At 63.6% G+C, this 19,261-nt stretch carries 18 protein-coding genes; 4 read left to right on the top strand and 14 right to left on the bottom strand.

The features are described from left to right. Positions 1-20: 20 nt before the first annotated feature. The 8 genes from PQR67_RS21835 to PQR67_RS21870 form a co-directional block, all read right to left on the bottom strand. Complete coding sequence (locus PQR67_RS21835; protein WP_408463834.1) at positions 21-1,220, bottom strand: amidohydrolase family protein; 1,200 nt, start codon at positions 1,218-1,220, stop codon at positions 21-23. 73 nt (positions 1,221-1,293) lie between these two features. Then, positions 1,294-2,007, bottom strand: a complete 714-nt coding sequence (locus tag PQR67_RS21840; protein ID WP_120294299.1) for an ABC transporter ATP-binding protein — start codon at positions 2,005-2,007, stop codon at positions 1,294-1,296. After that, positions 2,004-2,813, bottom strand: a complete 810-nt coding sequence (locus tag PQR67_RS21845) for an ABC transporter ATP-binding protein (protein ID WP_408463838.1) — start codon at positions 2,811-2,813, stop codon at positions 2,004-2,006. Before PQR67_RS21845 ends, PQR67_RS21840 begins: the two co-directional genes overlap by 4 nt. Continuing rightward, entirely contained in the window at positions 2,810-4,750 is a 1,941-nt protein-coding gene (locus PQR67_RS21850) for an ABC transporter permease (protein ID WP_408463841.1), read from the bottom strand. The genes PQR67_RS21845 and PQR67_RS21850 overlap by 4 nt, the downstream gene beginning before the upstream one ends. Positions 4,751-4,777: 27 nt before the next feature. Beyond that, the gene (locus PQR67_RS21855) at positions 4,778-5,362 is read right to left on the bottom strand and encodes an amino acid synthesis family protein (RefSeq protein ID WP_408463844.1); all 585 of its coding nucleotides are present in this window, start codon (positions 5,360-5,362) and stop codon (positions 4,778-4,780) included. Between the two features lie 107 nt (positions 5,363-5,469). Further along, positions 5,470-6,060, bottom strand: coding sequence for an amino acid synthesis family protein (locus tag PQR67_RS21860; protein WP_408463847.1), 591 nt, complete (start codon positions 6,058-6,060; stop codon positions 5,470-5,472). Continuing rightward, positions 6,036-6,974 (bottom strand): UPF0280 family protein, encoded by a 939-nt coding sequence (locus PQR67_RS21865; RefSeq protein ID WP_408463850.1) that lies wholly within the window; start codon positions 6,972-6,974, stop codon positions 6,036-6,038. Before PQR67_RS21865 ends, PQR67_RS21860 begins: the two co-directional genes overlap by 25 nt. A gap of 40 nt (positions 6,975-7,014) precedes the next feature. After that, entirely contained in the window at positions 7,015-8,619 is a 1,605-nt protein-coding gene (locus PQR67_RS21870; RefSeq protein ID WP_408463853.1) for a 6-hydroxynicotinate reductase, read from the bottom strand. A gap of 414 nt (positions 8,620-9,033) precedes the next feature. Between PQR67_RS21870 and PQR67_RS21875 the strand changes: the two genes are divergently transcribed. Further along, positions 9,034-9,735 (top strand): TetR family transcriptional regulator, encoded by a 702-nt coding sequence (locus PQR67_RS21875; RefSeq protein ID WP_408463856.1) that lies wholly within the window; start codon positions 9,034-9,036, stop codon positions 9,733-9,735. Between the two features lie 60 nt (positions 9,736-9,795). Here PQR67_RS21875 and pcaC read toward each other — a convergent pair whose 3' ends face one another. The 5 genes from pcaC to PQR67_RS21900 form a co-directional block, all read right to left on the bottom strand. Then, positions 9,796-10,191: a 4-carboxymuconolactone decarboxylase gene (gene pcaC / locus PQR67_RS21880; protein ID WP_120342295.1), complete on the bottom strand. Its 396-nt coding sequence runs from the start codon at positions 10,189-10,191 to the stop codon at positions 9,796-9,798. Further along, complete coding sequence (pcaD, locus tag PQR67_RS21885) at positions 10,188-10,979, bottom strand: 3-oxoadipate enol-lactonase (RefSeq protein WP_408463859.1); 792 nt, start codon at positions 10,977-10,979, stop codon at positions 10,188-10,190. Before pcaD ends, pcaC begins: the two co-directional genes overlap by 4 nt. A 4-nt stretch (positions 10,980-10,983) precedes the next feature. After that, the gene (locus tag PQR67_RS21890; RefSeq protein WP_408463862.1) at positions 10,984-12,363 is read right to left on the bottom strand and encodes a 3-carboxy-cis,cis-muconate cycloisomerase; all 1,380 of its coding nucleotides are present in this window, start codon (positions 12,361-12,363) and stop codon (positions 10,984-10,986) included. 378 nt (positions 12,364-12,741) lie between these two features. Next, entirely contained in the window at positions 12,742-13,401 is a 660-nt protein-coding gene (locus PQR67_RS21895) for a 3-oxoacid CoA-transferase subunit B (RefSeq protein WP_408463864.1), read from the bottom strand. 10 nt (positions 13,402-13,411) lie between these two features. Then, positions 13,412-14,116, bottom strand: coding sequence for a 3-oxoacid CoA-transferase subunit A (locus PQR67_RS21900; protein ID WP_408463867.1), 705 nt, complete (start codon positions 14,114-14,116; stop codon positions 13,412-13,414). 1,053 nt (positions 14,117-15,169) lie between these two features. On the opposite strand from PQR67_RS21900, the gene PQR67_RS21905 reads away from it, so the two are divergent. Both PQR67_RS21905 and folE read left to right on the top strand, forming a co-directional pair. Next, positions 15,170-16,099 carry a LysR family transcriptional regulator gene (locus PQR67_RS21905; RefSeq protein WP_408463870.1) on the top strand — a complete coding sequence of 310 codons (930 nt, stop codon included), beginning with the start codon at positions 15,170-15,172 and terminating at the stop codon, positions 16,097-16,099. Positions 16,100-16,222: 123 nt separating this feature from the next. Then, positions 16,223-16,861, top strand: coding sequence for a GTP cyclohydrolase I FolE (folE, locus tag PQR67_RS21910; protein ID WP_408463872.1), 639 nt, complete (start codon positions 16,223-16,225; stop codon positions 16,859-16,861). A 103-nt stretch (positions 16,862-16,964) separates the two neighbouring features. Here the strand turns inward: folE and PQR67_RS21915 are convergent, their stop codons facing one another. After that, the gene (locus tag PQR67_RS21915; RefSeq protein WP_408463875.1) at positions 16,965-17,882 is read right to left on the bottom strand and encodes a DMT family transporter; all 918 of its coding nucleotides are present in this window, start codon (positions 17,880-17,882) and stop codon (positions 16,965-16,967) included. 262 nt (positions 17,883-18,144) lie between these two features. Between PQR67_RS21915 and PQR67_RS21920 the strand changes: the two genes are divergently transcribed. Beyond that, a complete protein-coding gene (locus tag PQR67_RS21920; RefSeq protein WP_408463878.1) occupies positions 18,145-19,215 on the top strand; it encodes a VTT domain-containing protein in 1,071 nt (356 codons plus the stop codon). Positions 19,216-19,261 lie beyond the last annotated feature (46 nt).

Below are 19,261 nucleotides of genomic sequence, written 5' to 3' on the forward strand. Positions count from 1 at the left end.
CCACGCCGTGCGGCGCGCGTTCAAAGCACCACCGGCACTTCGGTCGCCGGCGGTGTATTGCGGCTGCGCCTGCAGCGGATCAAACCGTCGATCATCACCATGCCGACGCCAGGAATATCGCCGAGTTGCACGCTTTCCAGCAGCGTATCGGCCGCTGTGTGCTGAGCGCGGTCCATGAAGACGAGGTCGGCGGGACGGCCCACTTCGATCAACCCCTGTCGCAGATTGCGTTGCCGCGCGGTGTTGCCGGTCGCGAAACAGAAGGCGATTTCCGCGGGGACATCCGCGAGGCTCGAGATCAGCGCGATCATCCGCAGAATGCCGAGCGGCTGCACGCCGGAACCCGCCGGGCTATCCGTGCCGAGAATGATCCGATGTGGACACTTCAACTCGATCGCATGGCGCGCGGTGAGCAAGGCGATCCGTTCGTTCCCGTTGTGAACGATCTCCAGCGCGCGGCTCGATTGCTCGCACAGATCGCATACGTGCCGGTAGGATAGCGACGTATGACCGCCGTTGATGTGGCCGATCACGTCGGCGTCGGCGGCGAGCACCACGTCCCGATCGATCAGACCCGAGCCCGGAATCGACGGGCCGCCCGTGTGAATCGTGCTTTGAATGCCGTACTTGCGTGCCCAGGCGACCATCTGCGCCGCTTCCTCGCCGCCCTTCACACTGCCGAGACCGACTTCGCCGAGCAGCTTCACGCCCGCTTCCGAGAGCTCCTTGAAGTCCTCTTCGACCATGCCCTTCTCGATCACCGGCGCACCCGCCATGACCTTGACGCCGCCGCCGACACCCGCGCCACGCATCCCTTCAAATGAACGTTGCGCGGTAATCGCGAGCGCCTTGACGCCGACCACGTCTTTCGGACGGCCAGGCAAGTGCACCTCGCCGGCGGAGATCATGGTCGTCACGCCGCCGTTCAGATTCGATTCGATCCAGCCCATCTGATTCTGCCGTGGCGTCCAGTCGCCGAACACCGGATGCACGTGAGAATCGATCAGACCCGGCGCGACCGTCGTGCCTTTGCAATCGACGGTCGTTCGCGCGCCTTCGAGGTCGCAATCTTTTTCGCGGCCGAGCGCGACGATCACGCCGTCGTCGATTACCAGCGTGTTCGCATCGAGAATCGGCTTATCGATGTCGCCGGATAACAGCAGACCGATGTTCGTTACGACGACCTTGCCCGACAAGCCTGTCAACGTCTCTGCTGCCATCTGCCTCTCCTTTCGCAACGACTGCCCAGCGCCGCATGCGCGCACAGCTTGCACGCTTCATGCGACGATGGAATCACACGCTCAGATAAGCGCGCCTCACTGTTTCGTTCTTTGCGAGTTCGCCGATCGTGCCGCTAAAGCGGATCTGCCCTTTTTCGAGCACGTACGCGCGGTCGCTGACCAGCTCGGCGAAATGCAGGTTCTGTTCGGACAACAGAATTGAAAGCCCTTCGCGCTTGAGTTCGAGAATCATGTTCGCCATCTGTTCGACGATCACCGGCGCGACGCCTTCGGACGGTTCGTCGAGCAGCACCAGGTACGGATTGCCCATCAGCGTGCGCGAGACGGTAAGCATCTGCTGCTCGCCGCCACTCATCTGGCCGCCGGGGCGTTTCGGCATTTCGCCGAGGTTGGGGAACAGGCGGAACAGCTTTTCCGGCGTCCATTGCGGCGCCCCTTCACGCGGCGGCTGACGGCCGGTATCGAGGTTTTCCATCACCGTCAGATCGGAAAACACGCGGCGGTCTTCCGGGACGAACCCCATGCCCATGCGCGCGATACGATAAGGCGGCAACGCCGTGATGTTTTGCCCGCGAAAACGCACTTCGCCCTGACGGCGCGGCAGCAGACCCATTACCGCTTTCATCGTCGTCGATTTGCCGGCGCCGTTGCGGCCCATCAGTGCGACCACTTCGCCGCGGCCGACTTCAAGACCCACGTCGAACAGAATGTGCGCGCGGCCATAGAACGCATTGAGGCCGGAAACCTTCAGCATCGGCTCGCTCATTGCAGCGCTCCTCGTCCGTGCTGCCCGCCTGCCGCTTCATGCAGCGGCGCGCGGGGCTGGAAGGTTTTGCCGGTGCCGAAATAGACTTCCTGCACGCGGGCGTCGTTGCGGATCGTTTCGGCGTCGCCCTCGGCGATCAGCTTGCCGCGCGCGAGCACGATCATGCGATCGGCGTACGCGAATACCACGTCCATGCTGTGCTCGGTAAACAACACGCCAATCTTGTGTTCCGTGACGAGACGCTTGGTCAGCGCCATTAGCTCGTTGCGTTCCTTGGGCGCCATGCCAGCGGTGGGTTCGTCCATCAGCAGCAGCTTCGGGCGGTTGGCCAGCGCAATTGCGAGTTCAACGCGTTTGACGTCCCCGTAGGCGAGCACGCCGCAGGCGCGGTTCGCGTCGGCGCCCATGCCGACCTGTTCGAGCAGCGTCATGGCTTCGTCGGCGTAGCGCGAGCCTGCGGATTTCCACAGACCGAATGTCTTGCGTTCGCGTGAGACCAGCGCCATCTGCACGTTCTCGAGCACGGTCATGGAATTGAAGGTCGCGGCAATCTGAAACGTGCGACCGACCCCCAGCCGCCAGATATCGCGTGGCCGCATGCCGACCAGTTCGCGATCGTCGAGGCGAATCGAGCCGGACGACGGCTGCAGTTGCCCATTGACCATGTTGAAGCAGGTCGACTTGCCCGCGCCGTTCGGACCCAGCAGAGCCAGCAATTGGCCTGCTTCAAGATCGAAGGACACGTCGTCCACCGCTTTCAGGCCGCCGAACGACTTGGAGAGACCGGACACGCGTAGCAAACTCATAGCCCCTCCTTGATCGCCGTACCCCGTGATGGCGATGGAGCACGCTCTTCCGCCTTATCCACCGTATCGTCGCCAAACCGCTCACGAATGAAACCGACGATGCCCTGCGGAAACGCGATCACCAGCAGCAGAATCGTGAAGCCCAGCAACGCCTGCCAATAATCGGTTTGCCGCGCGACGGTGTCCTGCAGCCACGTGAACACGGCGGCGCCGACGATCGGCCCGGTCAAGGTCTGCAAGCCGCCGAGCAGCACCATCACGAGGCCATCCACGGAGCGGCTCACGCTGATCACCTCCGGTGAAATCGTCCCTTTGGAGAAGGCATAGAGCGATCCGGCAAGCCCGCAAAACAGCGACGCGACGACAAACGCCGCCCACTGCACGCGTTTCACGTCGATACCGATTGCCTCGGCGCGCAGCACCGAATCGCGCGACGCCCGCATCGCGTAGCCAAGCGGCGAGAACAGCATCTTGCGCAGCAGCCACACCCCCACCACCGCGCAGGCGAGCGTCAGATAATAGAAAGCCACCGGCGAGGACAACCAGTTCGACGGCCACAAGCCGAGAATGCCGTTACTCCCTCCCGTCACGTCGTCCCACTGGAACACCACCGACCAGACGATCTGCGCGAACGCAAGCGTCAGCATCGCGAGGTAGACGCCGGAGAGGCGCACGCAAAACCAGCCGAACACGAGTGCGCCCGCCACCGCGAGCAGGGGGCCGAGCAGCAACGCGGCTTCCATCGGCAGATTCAACACCTTGAGAAACAGCGCGGCGCCGTATGCGCCCAGGCCGAAATACGCGGCGTGGCCGAACGAATGCATGCCGCCGGGGCCCATGATGAAATGCAGACTCGTTGCGAACAACACGGCGATCAGAATTTCGACCAGCAGCACAGGCATGTAGGGAAACGCATTGGCCGCAAGCGGCGCGAGCACCAGCACCAGCAAGGCAATCGCCGCCAGCCATTTCAGACGCTTGCCCGCGGGCCGCAACGGCGCTTCAGGCGCGGCCATGCCGCGTACCGCGGCGCTCGCCTTGCCTAGCAGGCCCCAGGGCCGCACCACCAGCACCACCGCCATCACGACGAATTCCGCAACGAGCGTAAAGCGGCTCAACGACAGATCGAACCCGAACACCGACACATGGCCGATGCCGATGCAAAGCGCCTTGATCTCGGCGATCAGCAAAGCGGCGACGAACGCGCCCGGAATCGACCCCATGCCGCCGACCACGACGACGACGAACGCATTGCCGATCGTCTCCAGATCCAGCGACAGATTCGCCGACATCCGCGGCCCCTGCAGTGCGCCGCCCAAACCAGCGAGAAACGCGCCGACGAAAAACACGCCGGTAAACAACCATGCCTGATTGATGCCGAGCGCGCCGAGCATCTCACGGTCTTGCGTCGCGGCGCGCACCAGCGTGCCCCAACGGGTACGCGTCAACGCATACCAGAGCAGCAGCAACACCACCGGCCCGATCACGATCAGCGCGATGTCATAGGTCGGCAGCGGATGCCCGAGAAACTCGACTGCGCCAGCCAGATGCGGCGCACGCGGTCCGAACAGGTCCTCCGGACCCCATAGCCATAACGCGGCGTCGCGAAAGATCAGCACCAGCGCGAATGTAGCCAATAGATGAAACAACTCGGGGGCCTGGTAGATGCGCCGTAACACGATCATCTCGACCAGCGCGCCGAGCACCGCCACCACCAGGGCCGCAGCCAGCACAGACAGCCAGAACCCGCCCACCGTATGGCCGAAACGGCTCGCGATGCTATATGCGACGTAAATGCCGAACATATAGAACGAGCCGTGCGCGAAGTTGACGATGCGCGTCACGCCGAAGATCAGCGACAATCCGGCGGCAACGAGAAACAGCGTCGACGCGTCGGCGAGTCCGTTGACCAGTTGTACCAGCAAATTCGAAAGCATCGCGACCCTTGAAATAACTCAGCGAACTCAGCGTAAACCGTCTTCGCCCTTGATCTCACTCACCTGCAAGCCGCCGATGCGCGGCAGCGGCCGTCCCGACGCGGTCACTGCAACAGCCACGACGATCTCATTCGCGCGCGGCGCGTCCGAGACCCGCGCCTCGATCGCGTCGAAGTGACTGCGCACGAAAGCAGCGTCCTTGTGGCCGAGCGGAACGTCGATCGCCGTGCCGAGCGTACCCATTTTTTTCGCCGACGGCACCAGCGCCGCGCCCTTTTCGACGGCGGCTCGCAGCGGCGCACCGAGTTTGGGATGCAGGATCGCAGCCGCATGCTCGAGTTCGCCCGCTTCGCCAACGATCGCGGCCTTGCCGTAGCTTTGCGCGTCGCCCGGCTTGATGCCTAGCGCGTCGACGCATTTGTTGCCAAGCAGGGCACCCAGTTCCTCGCCAGCCTCGATCAGCGCGTCCAGGCTGGCCTCATAACGGCCCGCGTAGGGATTATCGATCACCGCGATCGCGACGGCGCGGCGGACCGGCGGCTCGATAGTCTGCCCCATTTCAATGCGTGTTTCATCGACCTGCACGATCAGCTTGCGAAGCTTGATGGCCATTTCATTCTCCGGGTTTCGATGCGTGTTCTGCCTGACTGCCTCAGCTTATTGCGTCAGCTCATTGCGTCAGCTTGATGTTTCTACGCTATGTGCGGATCAAGCGCCGCTCAGCGCAAGCCGTCCTTGCCCACAATCGCCTCCTTCGCGAGCCCGCCGACGCGCGCATGCACGCGCTGGCCCGTGCTCATCACGAGGATATACACCAGTTCGTCCGCGGCAGGGGCGCCGGGCACGCGCACTTCGATTGCGTCGAAATGGCTGCGCACGTAGCTCGCGTTGACATGCGTCAGCGGCACATCGAGCGCGGTGGAAGGCGCGCCGACTTTCTTGGTCGACGGCACGATGGCGTTGGTCGGCACGCCATTTTTCTCCAGCAATTCGCGCATCGCATAGCCGCCAGGCACATGCCACAGCGCGCCATGCTCGAGTTCGCCACGCGAGCCGACGATCGCACCCTTACCGTAGCTTTCAATCGAGGCGTGCGGCACCGCCATCGCCGCCAGCAACCGTTGCGCCATGTCGAAGCCGATCGGTTTGAGCGCTTCCATGGCGGGTTCGATTCCGGCTTCGTAGCGGCCGGCGAACGGATTCGTCATCACCGCGGCAATCGCGCCGCGCCGCAGCGGCTGCGCGGGGGCGGGGCCGAACTCGTGAAAAATGTCTTCGACGTGCGTCAGCACGCGGCGTATTTCGAACACGGAGCCTCCGTTGTTATTTCAGCGCGATTCCCGGACAACGCGCCCTGGTAATGCGTACCCGCCACACGCGCCCGCCCTTGCAGGAACAGCGCGGCGCCTTCAATCAAACCTTGTTCCTGCAGCCGCCGCGCCGCATCGACACCGCGCGCCAGCGCGAAATCGATCAGCGGTTGCGGCAAGGACGGCACGTCAACCGTGACTAGCAGGTCGCCCAGATCGCTATCGTCCTTCAACGAGGAAGCCGGCCGGCGCGCGATGCCGGCATGATCGAGATTGACCGCGTTAGCGATTATCGTCGCGGCGGCGTCGGCGGTGGCGGCGTTGCGGGCGAGCACCGTCACGCTGTCGGCGATACCCAGGCTAAAGCTGCGCCCGCGCCAGCCGCTGGTCGCGATGCCGCGAACCGGCATGGCGGCCTGGAGTGTCAGGTTGGCGTCCAAAGCCAGATCGTCGGACAGCCTCGCACCGGCGAGCGCCGCCAGATCGGCGAACACGCCCACACGGTACTGTTGCCCTTCAGTCATATGGAGGGCGATGTCACCGCCGTTGTTGATGAAGGCTCGCGCTACGCCTTCGCGCGCGAACGCCGTGATCAGCTCATCCGCGACGCTGCCCGCAACGGCCGCCATCGGGGTGATGTAACGCGCACGGTGAGGGTGGCATGCGTTCCACATGCGGCGCGCAACGGCCCCATTCAGCGTGCAGTCACCTGCAGCCGCATGGCTCGGCACAGGCTGCCGAAGCAGCGTCAGCTCGCCGACCAGTTCAGGCAACAGCTCGACAAAGCGTGCCCAGCAGACCTCATACGCGGCTTGCACCGCCGAGGGCTCGCCGTCCGCGCTGAGGATCAGATCGATGGGGCCATGCTGCCAATGCCAGCGGGCCGCGTCGAGCTGGGTGCGAGTTGCGTTCATGGGGTTCGTCGGGTTCGTCGTACCGGTCATGGCGTTGCAGTTAGCCGAGCGTCGGCGGCATGGCGGGTGGCCACGGGTTGTCCGGATTGCGCGCCAGCGTTCTGCGCGCCAGCGGCGCCCCTTCCGTATGATCCGGCCCGTTCGCCAGCACGCTGGCCAGTGAACGCACCGCGTCGAGATGGCCGCCGAGATCGCGATACGCGTCATAGGTCATCGTGAATTCGATCGGTGCGACGATCGCGGGCGTCGGCACGGTGCCAAACGACCGGTCGGGCATGCGCGAAACATCCACCATCACGGTGATGCCACCGCCCGGCCACACATAGGCGGGCGCGCCGCCACAGGTTACGTTGACCCGTTTCTGTTTGATGGCGCGTGTGAGCAGGACCGGATTCTCCGTTGCGCCCGCTCGCAGGCTGCCGCCCGCGCCGCCGAGAAACAGCACGGTCGCAAGTGACGGCTCGCAGTTCTCGCCGATCCGTTCGACCGTGCGGCGCACGGCATCCGGCATGGCCGCGAGACGCGGCACGAGGTTCTGATCGAGCTCATACCACTGCGCGTGTTCGCCGGTGGTCGACACCATCAGTAAGCGCATACCCGGCTTCGCCACGGCGGGATCAAAGCCTTCGACAATGGCGAGCGGGTCCTGAATGTCGGTGCCGCCCCAACCGGTGCCAGGATTGGCGACCTGGAAATAGCGGCCCGGCGTCGATTTGCGTCCGCGAATCTTCAGACCTGAGCGCGTCATGCCGAGGCAGCGGCCCGCCTGGTGTTCAGTCAGCACGCCCGTGATGTGATCGTCGACCACCACCACTTCGTCGGCGTGACCGAACCACTGCTTGGCGAAGATACCAATGGTGGCCGACCCGCAGCCCACCCGCATGCGCTGCTCTTCCACGCCGTCGACAATCGGCGCCGCGCCCGCCCGAATCGCGAGACTCGCCCCGCCGTCGATGGTCAACTCCACCGCTTCCTTGTTGCCGAGCGCGAGCATCATGTCGCACGTGACGCGGCCTTCTTTCTTGCTGCCGCCGGTCAGATGATGAACGCCGCCGAGGCTCAGCATCTGCGAGCCGTACTCGGCCGTGGTCACATGGCCGACGATCTCGCCCTGGCAACGCACGTTCGATTGCTCCGGCCCAAGAAAGCGGTCGGTATCGATCTTCACCTTGAAACTGCAGTAGCTGAAAATGCCCTCGGTGACGACCGTCACCATGTCGACGTCGTCGAGCTTCGAGGCAACAATGAAAGGCGCGGGCTTGTAGTCGGGATACGTGGACGATGCGCCGACGCCGGTGACGAACAGCGCCTGCTCCGCAACCGGATCGTGCACTTCCGACGCTGCACCAAATTCGACCGTGGCCTGTGCGCTGCTCGCGCTCGCCTCAGGCAAAGGGGCGCGCGACAGAAACACCACGGGGTCGACGCGAATCAGCCGCCCATCCGCATTTGCATAACGATCGCACGCGCCCGTGCGGCCTGCCGATATCTGGCACAACACCGGGCATGCATTGCATTCGATCTTGTTCGACGCCATTCGCTCGCTGCGTGGCACCGCTTTCTCGAGCACGGTCGGGCCTGGCGTCGAGGCGGTTTCGCCGTCGACGCGCTCCGCACCGAAATCGACCTTCGTATGTTCTGTCATGGTGGGGTTCCCATACGACGACATTACAATCGATCCTGCCCGGCTGACGAATCGCCCCTGTTTAAAGGGTCTTTCGCGTGATCCGCGTTTTTCCATGTTGCGGTCACTCACCGTTCGTGTAGTATCCGCTACACCAAACTTGCCTGAAATCTACTCGATCAAAATAGACTGCGCAACGAGTTTCCCGGTGAGTGTCCGAATGCTGCGGCGCGGCATCGCCGTATGAATCAGGCTTCAAATCTACGCCGAAGCACGTGATCGTGCCGGGCATGTCGCCACGCCTGATAGGGGCTGTATGATGAAGGCGCTCCGTGCTCGAGCGTACCTGAATGAACCTGAGTGTGACTGTGTGTGACCTGGCGGCTGCGGCACATGCCGTTCAACCCGACGCTAACAAAGAGATCCGAGACCGTCATGAGTCCCACTGCCGCCCGCAAGCCGGGCGCTATCGGCATCCGAGCGAAACAGGCGCAAGACACCCGCGCCAAGATCCTCAAAGCGGCCATCAAGGTCTTTGCCAAGCAAGGCTTTGCAAGCGGCCGGGTTGAAAGTATTTCGAAGGCCGCGCGTTCGCACGACCGGATGATCTATTACTACTTCGGCAGCAAGGAACAGTTGTTCGTCGAGGTTCTGGAAACGATCTACACGCAGTTCAACGAGGCCGAAAGCAGGCTCGATCTCGATCTGGACGATCCCGTGCATGGTCTCGAACAGATGGTCGAATTCGTCTGGCAGTACTACCTCGATCATCCCGAGTTCGTCACGCTGCTGTCGAGCGAAAATCTGCATCAGGGCAAGCACGCGAAGAAATCGTCGAAGCTGAAGGAGATTTCCGGCTATGCGATTTCGGTCGTGCAGAAGTTGCTGGACGCGGGCCAGGCGCAAAACGTCTTTCGTGCCGACGTCCAAGCGCGCGATGTGTACCTGATGATCGCGTCGCTCGGCTATTTCTATAACGCCAATCAGTACACGCTGGGTGCGTTTCTCGGTGAACCGCTGATGGACAAAGCCGCCCTTGCGCATTGGCACGGGGTCATCAAGGATACGGTGTTGCGCGCGGTGCGCCTGCAATTGCCGGCCGACACCGCGGTGATAAACAAGAGCAGGATTGCCTGAAGCGCGTTTCGTCTCACATCCGCTTCAGGCCGCCGCTTCAGGCCGCCGCTTCAGGCCACATTAAGGCTTTGCCGCTGCGGCGTCGTCTTCGCGGAACAGCTTGTCGGCCAGGTGGAACGCCGAGTTGGCCGCCGGTACGCCGCAATAGATCGCGGTTTGCAACAGGACTTCCTTGATCTGCTCACGCGTCACGCCGTTGTTTTTTGCGGCACGCAAATGCAATGCGAGTTCTTCGCTGCGATTGAGCGCAACCATCATCGCGATGGTCAGCAGACTGCGCGTGTGACGCGGCAAACCTTCGCGCGTCCAGATTTCGCCCCATGCATAGCGGGTGATCAGATTCTGGAACTCTTCGGTCAACTCCGTGCGATTCGCAAGCGAGCGGTCGACGTGCGCACTGCCCAGTACCGCGCGACGCACACCGAGTCCGGCTTCGTAGCGGTCTTCGTCGTTCATTTCTGCTCCGTCAGGAAGTCGAGCACGGTCTTCGTGAAGGTCTCGGCCTTCTCAATGTTGGAAATGTGCGAGGCGTCCAGTTCGACATAACGTGCGCCCGGAATCGCTTGCGCCAGTTCGCGGCCCTGTGCCGGTGTTGCGGCCAGATCGTGCGTGCCGCTGATCACCAGCACAGGCAGCTTGATGCCGGGGACTTCGGGGCGCAGATCGGTAGCGTCGATGGCCTCGCAATTCGATGCGTAGCCTTCCTTGTCCGTGTGCACGAACACGTCGCGGATCATGGCAAGCACCACCGGTTCGCGTTCGATGTAGTCAGCGGTGAACCAGCGCGGCAAGACCGCGTCGGCCAGCGCGAGCATGCCTTCCGTACGCGCCCTTGCGGCGCGCGGCACCCACACTTCCGGCGAACCGATGCGCGCCGCCGTGTTGCACAGCACGACGCGCTCGAGACGATTCGCGTGACGCGCGGCCAGCGCGACGCCGGTGAGGCCGCCCATCGACACGCCGCAGAAATTCGCGCGCGCGATTTTCAGCGTGTCCATCAGACCGAGCACGTCGCCGGTCAGTTGTTCGATCGTGTACGGGCCTTTCGGCGCTTCCGAATGACCATGACCGCGCGTGTCGTAGCGCAGCACGCGGAAATGTTTAGACAGCGCCGCGACCTGCGGCGTCCACATCGACAGATCGCTGCCGAGTGAATTCGACAACACGATCCACGGCGCGTTGCCGTGACGGTCACCGTCGATTCGATAGTGCAGCTCGGTACCGTTGACTGCGGCGTAAGGCATGCCGTTACTCCCTGGAAGTGGCGCGTTTGGCGCGCGTGTGATGAAGTGCCAGCGCGGCGTCCACATAAGCGTGGGCCTGGCCAACGTATTGGGCGGGATCGAGCAGTTGCTTCAGGCGCTCGATCGAAAGATGTTCGGTCACGGCGGGGTCCGCCGAAAGCACGTCGAAGAGCGTCTTGCTCTCCGCGATTGCCGCTTTGGATGCGCGCTCAACCAGATGATGCGCATCGAGCCGGCCGATGCTGTCGCCGAGCGCGAGCATCACCGCTTCGCCGAGGATCAAGCCGTGCGTGACGTCGAGATTCCTGGCGAGACGCGGCACATTCACGTTGAGCCCCGCGGCGATCTGTTCGATGTTGGCAAGCGCGCCGCCGGCCAGGCGCGCGAGGTCCGGCAGTGCGTCCCATTCGGCTTGCCAGCCGCCGAGCGCGCGCTCGTGCTCCTGCACCATGCCTGCGAATACCGTAGCCACCAGCCCAGGGGCGCGCGTCGCGGCCGTCAGCACCGCAGCGCAGCCGACCGGGTTGCGCTTGTGCGGCATGGTCGACGAACCGCCCTTGCCCGCTGCGGCGGGCTCGGCCAGTTCGTCGATTTCGGTTTGCATCTGCAGGGAAATATCGCGCGCGATTTTGCCGAGCGTGCCGATCAGCATGCCGAACAGCGATGCCGTTTCGGCGATGCGATCGCGTTGCGTGTGCCATGGCAAGGTGGGCACCGCAAGCTTGAGTTCCTGAGCCAGCGATTGCGTCACTTGCGGCGCCGCGTCGCGCAGACTCGCCAGCGTGCCGGCCGCGCCGCCGAATTGCAGCACCAGCACGCGAGCACGCAATGCATCGAGCCGCTCGCGATGACGTAGCAGTGCGTCGAGCCACTGCGCGAATTTCAGGCCAAGCGTGATGGGCAGCGCCTGCTGCAACCAGGTGCGGCCGATCATCGGCGTCGCGCGATGGGTGGCCGCGAGTTTCGCCAACGCGTCGCACGTGGCTTGCAAGCCGCTGTCGAGCAGATCGAAGGTGTCGCGCAATTGCAGTACCGTCGCCGTATCGATGATGTCCTGACTCGTCGCGCCCCAATGGACGTACTTCGACGCTTCCGCATCCGCTGCTTTGACGCGCGCGGTGAGTTGTTTGACGAGGGGAATCGCGAGATTGCCACCGAGCGCCGCGTCGCGCGCCAGTGCGTCGGCGTCGAGTTGATCGGCCTGGCAGGCGCCCTCGATGGCGGCCACGGCGCGGTACGGAATCACGTTATGCGCCGCCGATGCGCGCGCGAGCGCGGCTTCGACATCAAGCATGCGTTGCAGCGTGGCACGCGGCGCCCAGATGTCGTTCATCGGCTGTGTGCCGCAAAGGAGGCCGGTCAGACGGGCGCTGGAGTCGAGCATGATGGCGTCGATGAGGGAGTCGAAAGTAAAGGTTTCGCCGCAGCGGCCTGGACGCAGGGTACGGCGCATCCCGATGGGCTATCTATCGAGAGCGTACCGCACACGGCGTTGCAGCGCATTGGGCGCCGAACATCACCACGACGGCGGAGTGGATACGCGTCGCTGCCGCATCTGCCGCAAGGGCGTATGTGCTGCGCCTATGTGGCGTGCTGTCGTGCTGTCGTGCCACTCGCCACTCGCAGGAGGCTTACCCCCATGCGCGTTCCAGTGGACCGGCGAAGGGAGCGCGGGCGCGGCGGGCGTGTTTCGCTGCCTCGCCCGCGTTTCGGCTTCTCTGCGCAAGGCAGGCGTCTACACCCCTGCCTTGCACAGCGATGCTCAGGCTGCGCGAGCCGCTTGCGTGCCGTCGATCAGCGGCACGCCGGTCAGTTTGTGCAGCGCGTCGAAGTCGATATCCGAGAAGATCTCGCGCACGACAAGGCCTTCATCGGTGACGTCGATCATCGCCAGGTCCGTATAGATTCGGTCGACGCAATTCACGCCCGTGACCGGGTACGTGCATTCCGCCGCGATCTTGCTTTCGCCCTGCTTGGTCAGATGCTCCATCATCACGTAGACCTGCTTCGCGCCGATGGCGAGGTCCATGGCGCCGCCAACTGCCGGAATCGCGTCGGGCGCGCCGGTGTGCCAGTTCGCCAGATCGCCCTTTGCCGACACCTGAAACGCGCCGAGCACGCAGAAATCCAGATGGCCGCCGCGCATCATCGCGAACGAGTCTGCGTGATGGAAGTAGGCGCCGCCCGTGAGCAGCGTGACGTGCTGCTTGCCGGCGTTGATCAGTTCGTCGTCTTCCTCGCCCTTTGCGGGTGCCGGGCCCATGCCGAGCAAGCCGTTTTCGCTGTGCAGGAAGATTTCCTTGTCGGCGGCGAGGTGGTTGGCCACCAGCGTGGGCACACCGATGCCGAGGTTCACGAAAGCGCCTTCAGGAATATCCTGGGCAACGCGCTTGGCCATTTCATCGCGGGTCAGTTTTTTCATGTCGGTCTCCTCAGGCGGCGGTCGCGGATGCAAGCTCGGTTTGATGCACAGCTTGCGGCACTTCGATGACGCGTTGCACGAAGATGCCCGGCGTGATGATGTTTTCCGGATCGAGCTCACCGAGCGGCACCACTTTCGATACCTGCACGATGGCTGTTTTCGCCGCACTCGCCATGATCGGGCCGAAATTGCGCGCGGTCTTGCGATAGACCAGATTACCCCAGCGGTCGCCCTTGAATGCCTTGATCAGCGCGAAGTCAGCATGCAGCGGCGACTCCAGCACGTAATGCCTGCCGTCGATCAGACGGGTTTCCTTGCCTTCGGCGAGCCTCGTGCCATAGCCGGTGGGCGTGAAGAACCCGCCGATGCCGGCGCCTGCTGCGCGAATGCGTTCCGCGAGGTTGCCTTGCGGCACCAGTTCGAGTTCGATTTCGCCGGCGCGATAGAGCGCGTCGAACACATACGAATCGGTTTGACGCGGGAACGAGCAGATGATCTTGCGCACGCGTTTGGCTTTGAGCAGCGCCGCGAGGCCGATGTCGCCGTTGCCGGCGTTGTTGTTGACGATGGTGAGTTCGCGCGCGCCCTGTTCGATAAGCGCGTCGATCAGCTCGGACGGCATACCGGCCGTGCCGAAGCCACCGATCATGATGGTCGCGCCGTCGTGGACATCGGCAACCGCGGATTGAAGTGACTCGAAAATCTTGTTGATCATGTCGAATTTCCTTTGGGGGCGCTGCGTACCGGTGGGCTTTTTGCCTTGGCAGGCAGGGGCTTGTGCGGGACGGTCTCCGGGCCTGGGGTGGCGATGGCTCGCTGGCAGGCGATGCGGGCTGGCGCCTTTGGTTTGTTTGCTGTCGATTTTTGTTCGATATGTGAACATGGATTCGATTAGCGAACGTTGAGGTGATTATGGTTGCCCTTTGGGCGGATTGTCAAGGTTGGGGATTGCACTTAATCATAGGGTTTTTGGGGTTTGGGTTTTTGCCTGCCCGGCAAGGGGCTGCTTGCCTGCTGGGCCCTTGTTTGTCTGCGGTTTTTTTGCGTTGGCTTTTCCTTGGTCTGACTTCTTTGGCCTTTCCTTGCTTTGTTAGTGGTCTATTAGCGTTGCCCCTGTGCGGGGCGGCACCTACTTTTCTTTGCCTGCCGCAAAGCAAAGTAGGCAAAAGAAAGCGGCTCAAACCGCTAATTCTTAAGCGGGTCCCCCGCACAGCCACGGTAGTGGTGCATCTGGAATCGGTGCCCCCGCACACTCCGCGCTGGTGACAAGGCGCTCGTCAGTTCCCACTCCGCACTGCGTGCGTCGCGGACGGGCCTGCATGGGAAACCAGAGGCTTCGTTGCGCGTGGTGGGGACCACCGGCTTCGCCTCGGCAAAATGCCGAATGCAGCGGGCGGTGTGTGAAATGGCCTTCGGCGCGCGCAGCGCCGCCGGAAGTATGACGGCCTTGTCACCAGGCCTGAATGTGCGAGAACACGGATTCCAGATGCACCACTGCCCCCTCCAAGCCAGGGGACCCGCTTATGAGCTGGCGGTTTGAGCCGCTTTCTTTTGCCTATCTTTTCTTTGCGGCAGGCAAAGAAAAGTAGGTGCCGCCCCGCACAGGGGCAACGCTAATAGACCAATAAGAAATCAAGGAAAGGCCAACACCACAGGCAAACCGCTGAACAGGCAAACAAAAAACCACTATCCCAAACCAAGATTATTAAACTACCCTCTATCCAGATTCCCAATACCCCCAAAGCGCCGCAGGCAAAAAACCCGCAACATGCCCGACACTCACCTGGATCTAAACCTGATCCCCTACCTCGTAGCAATGGAAGACACCCGCAACGTCAGCCGCGCGGCGGACCAGCTCGGCGTCAGCCAACCCCGCGTCAGCACCGCGCTAGGCCGCCTGCGGGAATACTTCGACGACCCGCTCTTCGTCAGAACCTCAAAGGGCATGGAACCCACGCCGCGCGCGCTCGCCATCCTCCCCGCCGCCCGCGACGCGCTTCTGCGGATCGAGAAAGGCATGCTCGACGTGCAGGACTTCGAGCCGGCCACGAGCACCCATACCTTCTCCATCGCCCTCTCCGACGTCGGCGAAATCGTCTTCCTGCCGCGGCTGCTGCAACTCTTCGCCGAACGAGCACCGCATGCGAATCTGCGCTCCGTGTCGCTCCCGCCCTCGCATGTGGAACGCGGACTCGAATCGGGCGACGTCGATCTCGCGGTAGGCTATTTTCCCGATCTGTCAGGCAACAACTTCTTCCAGCAACGGCTTTTCACCCATCGATTCATCTGTCTGATGCGCACGGGGCATCCGCTTTCGAAAGCGCCCCTCACGCTGCCTCAGTACGTGGCGTCAGGCCACGCCGTGGTGCGTGCCGAAGGACGCAGCCAGGAAGTCCTCGAACACTACCTGGAAAAGAAACGGATCAAGCGCCGCGCGGTACTCGAAACGCCACACTTCATGAGTCTGCCGTTCATCCTCGCGCGCACCGATCTGCTTGCGACCGTGCCGCACGCCATCGGCTTCGCATACGTCTCGGAGCACGCGTCGATCACGCTGGTCGAGCCGCCGCTGCCGTTGCCACGCTTCGATCTGCGCCAGCACTGGCATCGCAAATTCCATAACGATCCGCGGGGAAGCTGGCTGCGCGGCATCGTCGCCGAGCTTTTCAACGACGATATGGACGAGTGGCCGAAGTAATCTCACGCCCCGTCAGCGAAAGGGGCATCGACACGATACGACGCAAAACATGGAACAATGGCCGCTACTCATTGACCCCGCGCGCCCCGTCTAGCGTCGACGCGCGCCCCGGAGGAACGACGGATGGCCAGTAGCAAAGCAAAGAAAACCAAACCCACGGCCGCAGTAGAGCGCCCCAGCCGCGAAGAAGCTGAAGCAGCCGTACGCGTGCTGCTGCGTTGGGCCGGCGACAATCCCGAGCGCGAAGGCCTGATCGATACGCCATCGCGCGTCGTACGCTCCTATGAGGAGTTCTACGCGGGTTATCAGGTCGATCCGCGCGAGATCCTCGCCCGCACCTTCTCCGAAGTGGACGGCTACGACGAAATGATCGTGCTGAAAGACATCCGCTTCGAAAGCTATTGCGAACACCACATGGTGCCGATCATCGGGCGGGCACACGTTGCGTATCTGCCCGAGCATCGGGTGGTCGGCATTTCAAAGCTGGCACGCCTCGTCGATGCCTTCGCCAAGCGTCTGCAGATCCAGGAAAAGATGACCGTGCAGATCGCCGATACGTTGAACGAAGTGCTGCAACCCGCGGGCGTCGGCGTGATTCTCGAAGCCGCGCATCAATGCATGTCCACACGAGGCGTGCACAAGGCCGGTGTCACGATGGTCACCTCACGCATGCTGGGCACGTTCCGTACCGATCCGTCGACGCGTCGCGAGTTCTTGTCGATCGTGGGCAATCCAGGGGTGGTGGCAGTCGCCAATACCTGAATGGCGATCCGGTCGTGCCGCGCAGCAGGCTGCGGCGTTGACCGCCACTTCGCGCCTGTCCGCACCGCGCCGTCCCTGCGGCTCAGGCCGCTGCTCCGCCGCCTCAGGCCGTGCCGCGAGCAGCACGGCGCGCAGTCCGCATCTGGCCGAAGGTCGCCAGCAACACGGCGCCCAGCACGCACGCGACACCCCAAAGTTGTGCCGTGCTGACCGGTTCCCGCAGCACGGCAGCGGCCAACGCCACCGCGCTCACCGGCACGAGGGCGGTCATGAGTCCGGCTTCGGCGCCGCTGATGCGCGCCGCGCCCGCATACCAGAGAACGAAGCCGGCCACGGTCGGCACCAGTGCGTAGTACAGCACACCGCTCAGCGCACCCGCACTGAACGGCACGCTCCAGGGCCGCTCGAAGCACGCCGGCACGATCGCCACCGCGAAACCGATGCCGCACATCAACGCCGACAGCGGCAGCGGCGCGACCGGCGTGTGCAACTTGCGATTGAGCAGAATAAAGAGCGCCTCACAGACAATCGCCGCGAACACCAGCGCGTTGCCGGCCAGCGAACGGGCCGCATGCGGCGTGGTGAAATCGTCGATATGCACGGTACACACCAGCACGCCCAGGGTGGCAAGCACGATCGCGCCGAGCAATGCGGGCGCGGGGCGCTCACCCAGCGCGAGCATGGCGACCATGCCGGATACGGCAGGCAGGGTGCCCGCAATCACGCCGGCATCGGCGGCCGAGGCGAGCTTCATCCCGCTGATGAGCAACACCGTATAGCCGACGCTGCCCGCCCCCGCCTGGGCAATCACGAGCGCCGTATCGTGCCGGTCGAGACGGGGCCAGCGCACGCCACGCCAGCGCATCACCAGTACAAACAGGGGAAAAGCGATGGCAAAACGCAATGCGGTCGCGCTGAACGGCGGCAACCCGCTGGCGATCGATTTGCTGACGACAACGGTGCTGCCGACCCCGATCATCGCCAGCGCGCAAAACACGTAGCCGACATATCGTGAATTCATGCTGTTGTCCTGTTCCTGTGAACGAACAGGCAGATTAGCCGCGGCTAACGCCCACGGTCTTGAACAAAATTGCAGAGAAAGGATCTGCCGGCGGACCAGCGTGTACCGTCAGCCTGACGAAATATCGACTCCGGTCAGGCACGAATCCGGCTTACAGTCAGGTGGATGCAGCCGGCGCTCCGGCAACGCCCATCGAGTATCCTGATCAAAACAGAATCCCGCCACAGCGGCGGACCAACCGCAAAGAACAGGAGTTCCGCAATTGGTAGCGTTTCCGTCGTCGGCGGTTTCAACCTGGGGCGGCGCAGTCGTCTTTCTCAACGTGCTGTTGACTCGCCTCGGGCTGCCGATCCCCGCGGTCCCCGTGCTGCTCTTCGCGGGCTCCGCGATTGCCGCCGGCACCCTGTCTTTCTGGCCGATCCTGGTGGCCGCCGTGCTCGGCGCGCTGATCGGCGACGGCACGTGGTTCGCAGCGGGCCGCATCTACGGACGCAAGTTGATCGCCGCCTTGAGCCGGATCTCCCCGGCGGTCGACGCCAGGCTCGAAACAGCTCGCTCGCTATTCGAGCGCTTCGGCGTACCGCTCGTGTCGATCTCGAAGTTCGTCCCCGGGCTGGGACTCATCACCCCGCCGCTGATGGGCACGACAGCCGTGGACAGCCGCATCTACGCGGCGTGGGACCTCGTCGGCGCTCTCGCGTGGGCCACCTTCTGGCTGCTCGGCGGCGCCGCGGCGGAGCGGCAGTTGCATATGCTGCTGACCTTCGTCAGAGCGCGCGGCGGCACCGTGATCGACGTCCTGCTGGCCGCGGCATTGCTCTATCTGCTGTACCGCCTGCAGCAGCGACGCCGCGAGCGGCGCCGTCTCGCCCACGCCGCCTCCGCGCCCGCCTCACAAGAGGCAGCGACACCCGGCGGATGGCGCCGCATCATGCCTCGCAAGATCCTGGACGCCCGGGCGGCCCCATCGGCGGACGATGCGCTGCACCCTCTTCCCGGCGTGCTGGCGCTCGACCCGCACTCGCCTGAACAGATCGACGGCGCGCTGCTCGCTTATGACATGGTGATTTACTGCATTTGCCCGGATAGCGCGATCGCTGCCGAGATCACGCAGCGCATGCGCCTGAGCGGCTACACGCGGATTCGCGCCCTGAGGGGCGGCCTCGACGCCTGGCAAAGGCGCGGATTTCCGGTCGAACCACGGGTGCCGGCGGGCGAATCGGCCACCGGCAAACATGCGCCGGCACAACGCGGTGAGACAGGCGGCACGGTGACGCTGCGCGGGTTCGCCCCCCGGCGCGGCAAAAAAGCGCTTGGGCCGGTCCCTGAATGATCATCCAGCCTGGCGCTGCAGCGCCGTCGCACGCAAGTCGTTGCCA

This window comes from Paraburkholderia fungorum, from assembly GCF_046026025.1.
GTDB lineage: Bacteria > Pseudomonadota > Gammaproteobacteria > Burkholderiales > Burkholderiaceae > Paraburkholderia > Paraburkholderia fungorum_E.

Excerpts from the sequence above, each read along its gene's own strand:
- PQR67_RS21855 (WP_408463844.1), bottom strand. The coding sequence starts at position 5,362 with ATGGCCATCAAGCTTCGCAAGCTGATCGTGCAGGTCGATGAAACACGC.
- folE (WP_408463872.1), top strand. The coding sequence starts at position 16,223 with ATGGCCAGTAGCAAAGCAAAGAAAACCAAACCCACGGCCGCAGTAGAG.
- PQR67_RS21870 (WP_408463853.1), bottom strand. The coding sequence starts at position 8,619 with ATGACAGAACATACGAAGGTCGATTTCGGTGCGGAGCGCGTCGACGGC.
- PQR67_RS21850 (WP_408463841.1), bottom strand. The coding sequence starts at position 4,750 with ATGCTTTCGAATTTGCTGGTACAACTGGTCAACGGACTCGCCGACGCG.
- PQR67_RS21905 (WP_408463870.1), top strand. The coding sequence starts at position 15,170 with ATGCCCGACACTCACCTGGATCTAAACCTGATCCCCTACCTCGTAGCA.
- PQR67_RS21895 (WP_408463864.1), bottom strand. The coding sequence starts at position 13,401 with ATGAAAAAACTGACCCGCGATGAAATGGCCAAGCGCGTTGCCCAGGAT.
- PQR67_RS21865 (WP_408463850.1), bottom strand. The coding sequence starts at position 6,974 with ATGAACGCAACTCGCACCCAGCTCGACGCGGCCCGCTGGCATTGGCAG.
- pcaC (WP_120342295.1), bottom strand. The coding sequence starts at position 10,191 with ATGAACGACGAAGACCGCTACGAAGCCGGACTCGGTGTGCGTCGCGCG.
- PQR67_RS21845 (WP_408463838.1), bottom strand. The coding sequence starts at position 2,813 with ATGAGTTTGCTACGCGTGTCCGGTCTCTCCAAGTCGTTCGGCGGCCTG.
- pcaD (WP_408463859.1), bottom strand. The coding sequence starts at position 10,979 with ATGCCTTACGCCGCAGTCAACGGTACCGAGCTGCACTATCGAATCGAC.
- PQR67_RS21915 (WP_408463875.1), bottom strand. The coding sequence starts at position 17,882 with ATGAATTCACGATATGTCGGCTACGTGTTTTGCGCGCTGGCGATGATC.
- PQR67_RS21900 (WP_408463867.1), bottom strand. The coding sequence starts at position 14,116 with ATGATCAACAAGATTTTCGAGTCACTTCAATCCGCGGTTGCCGATGTC.
- PQR67_RS21890 (WP_408463862.1), bottom strand. The coding sequence starts at position 12,363 with ATGCTCGACTCCAGCGCCCGTCTGACCGGCCTCCTTTGCGGCACACAG.
- PQR67_RS21875 (WP_408463856.1), top strand. The coding sequence starts at position 9,034 with ATGAGTCCCACTGCCGCCCGCAAGCCGGGCGCTATCGGCATCCGAGCG.
- PQR67_RS21840 (WP_120294299.1), bottom strand. The coding sequence starts at position 2,007 with ATGAGCGAGCCGATGCTGAAGGTTTCCGGCCTCAATGCGTTCTATGGC.
- PQR67_RS21835 (WP_408463834.1), bottom strand. The coding sequence starts at position 1,220 with ATGGCAGCAGAGACGTTGACAGGCTTGTCGGGCAAGGTCGTCGTAACG.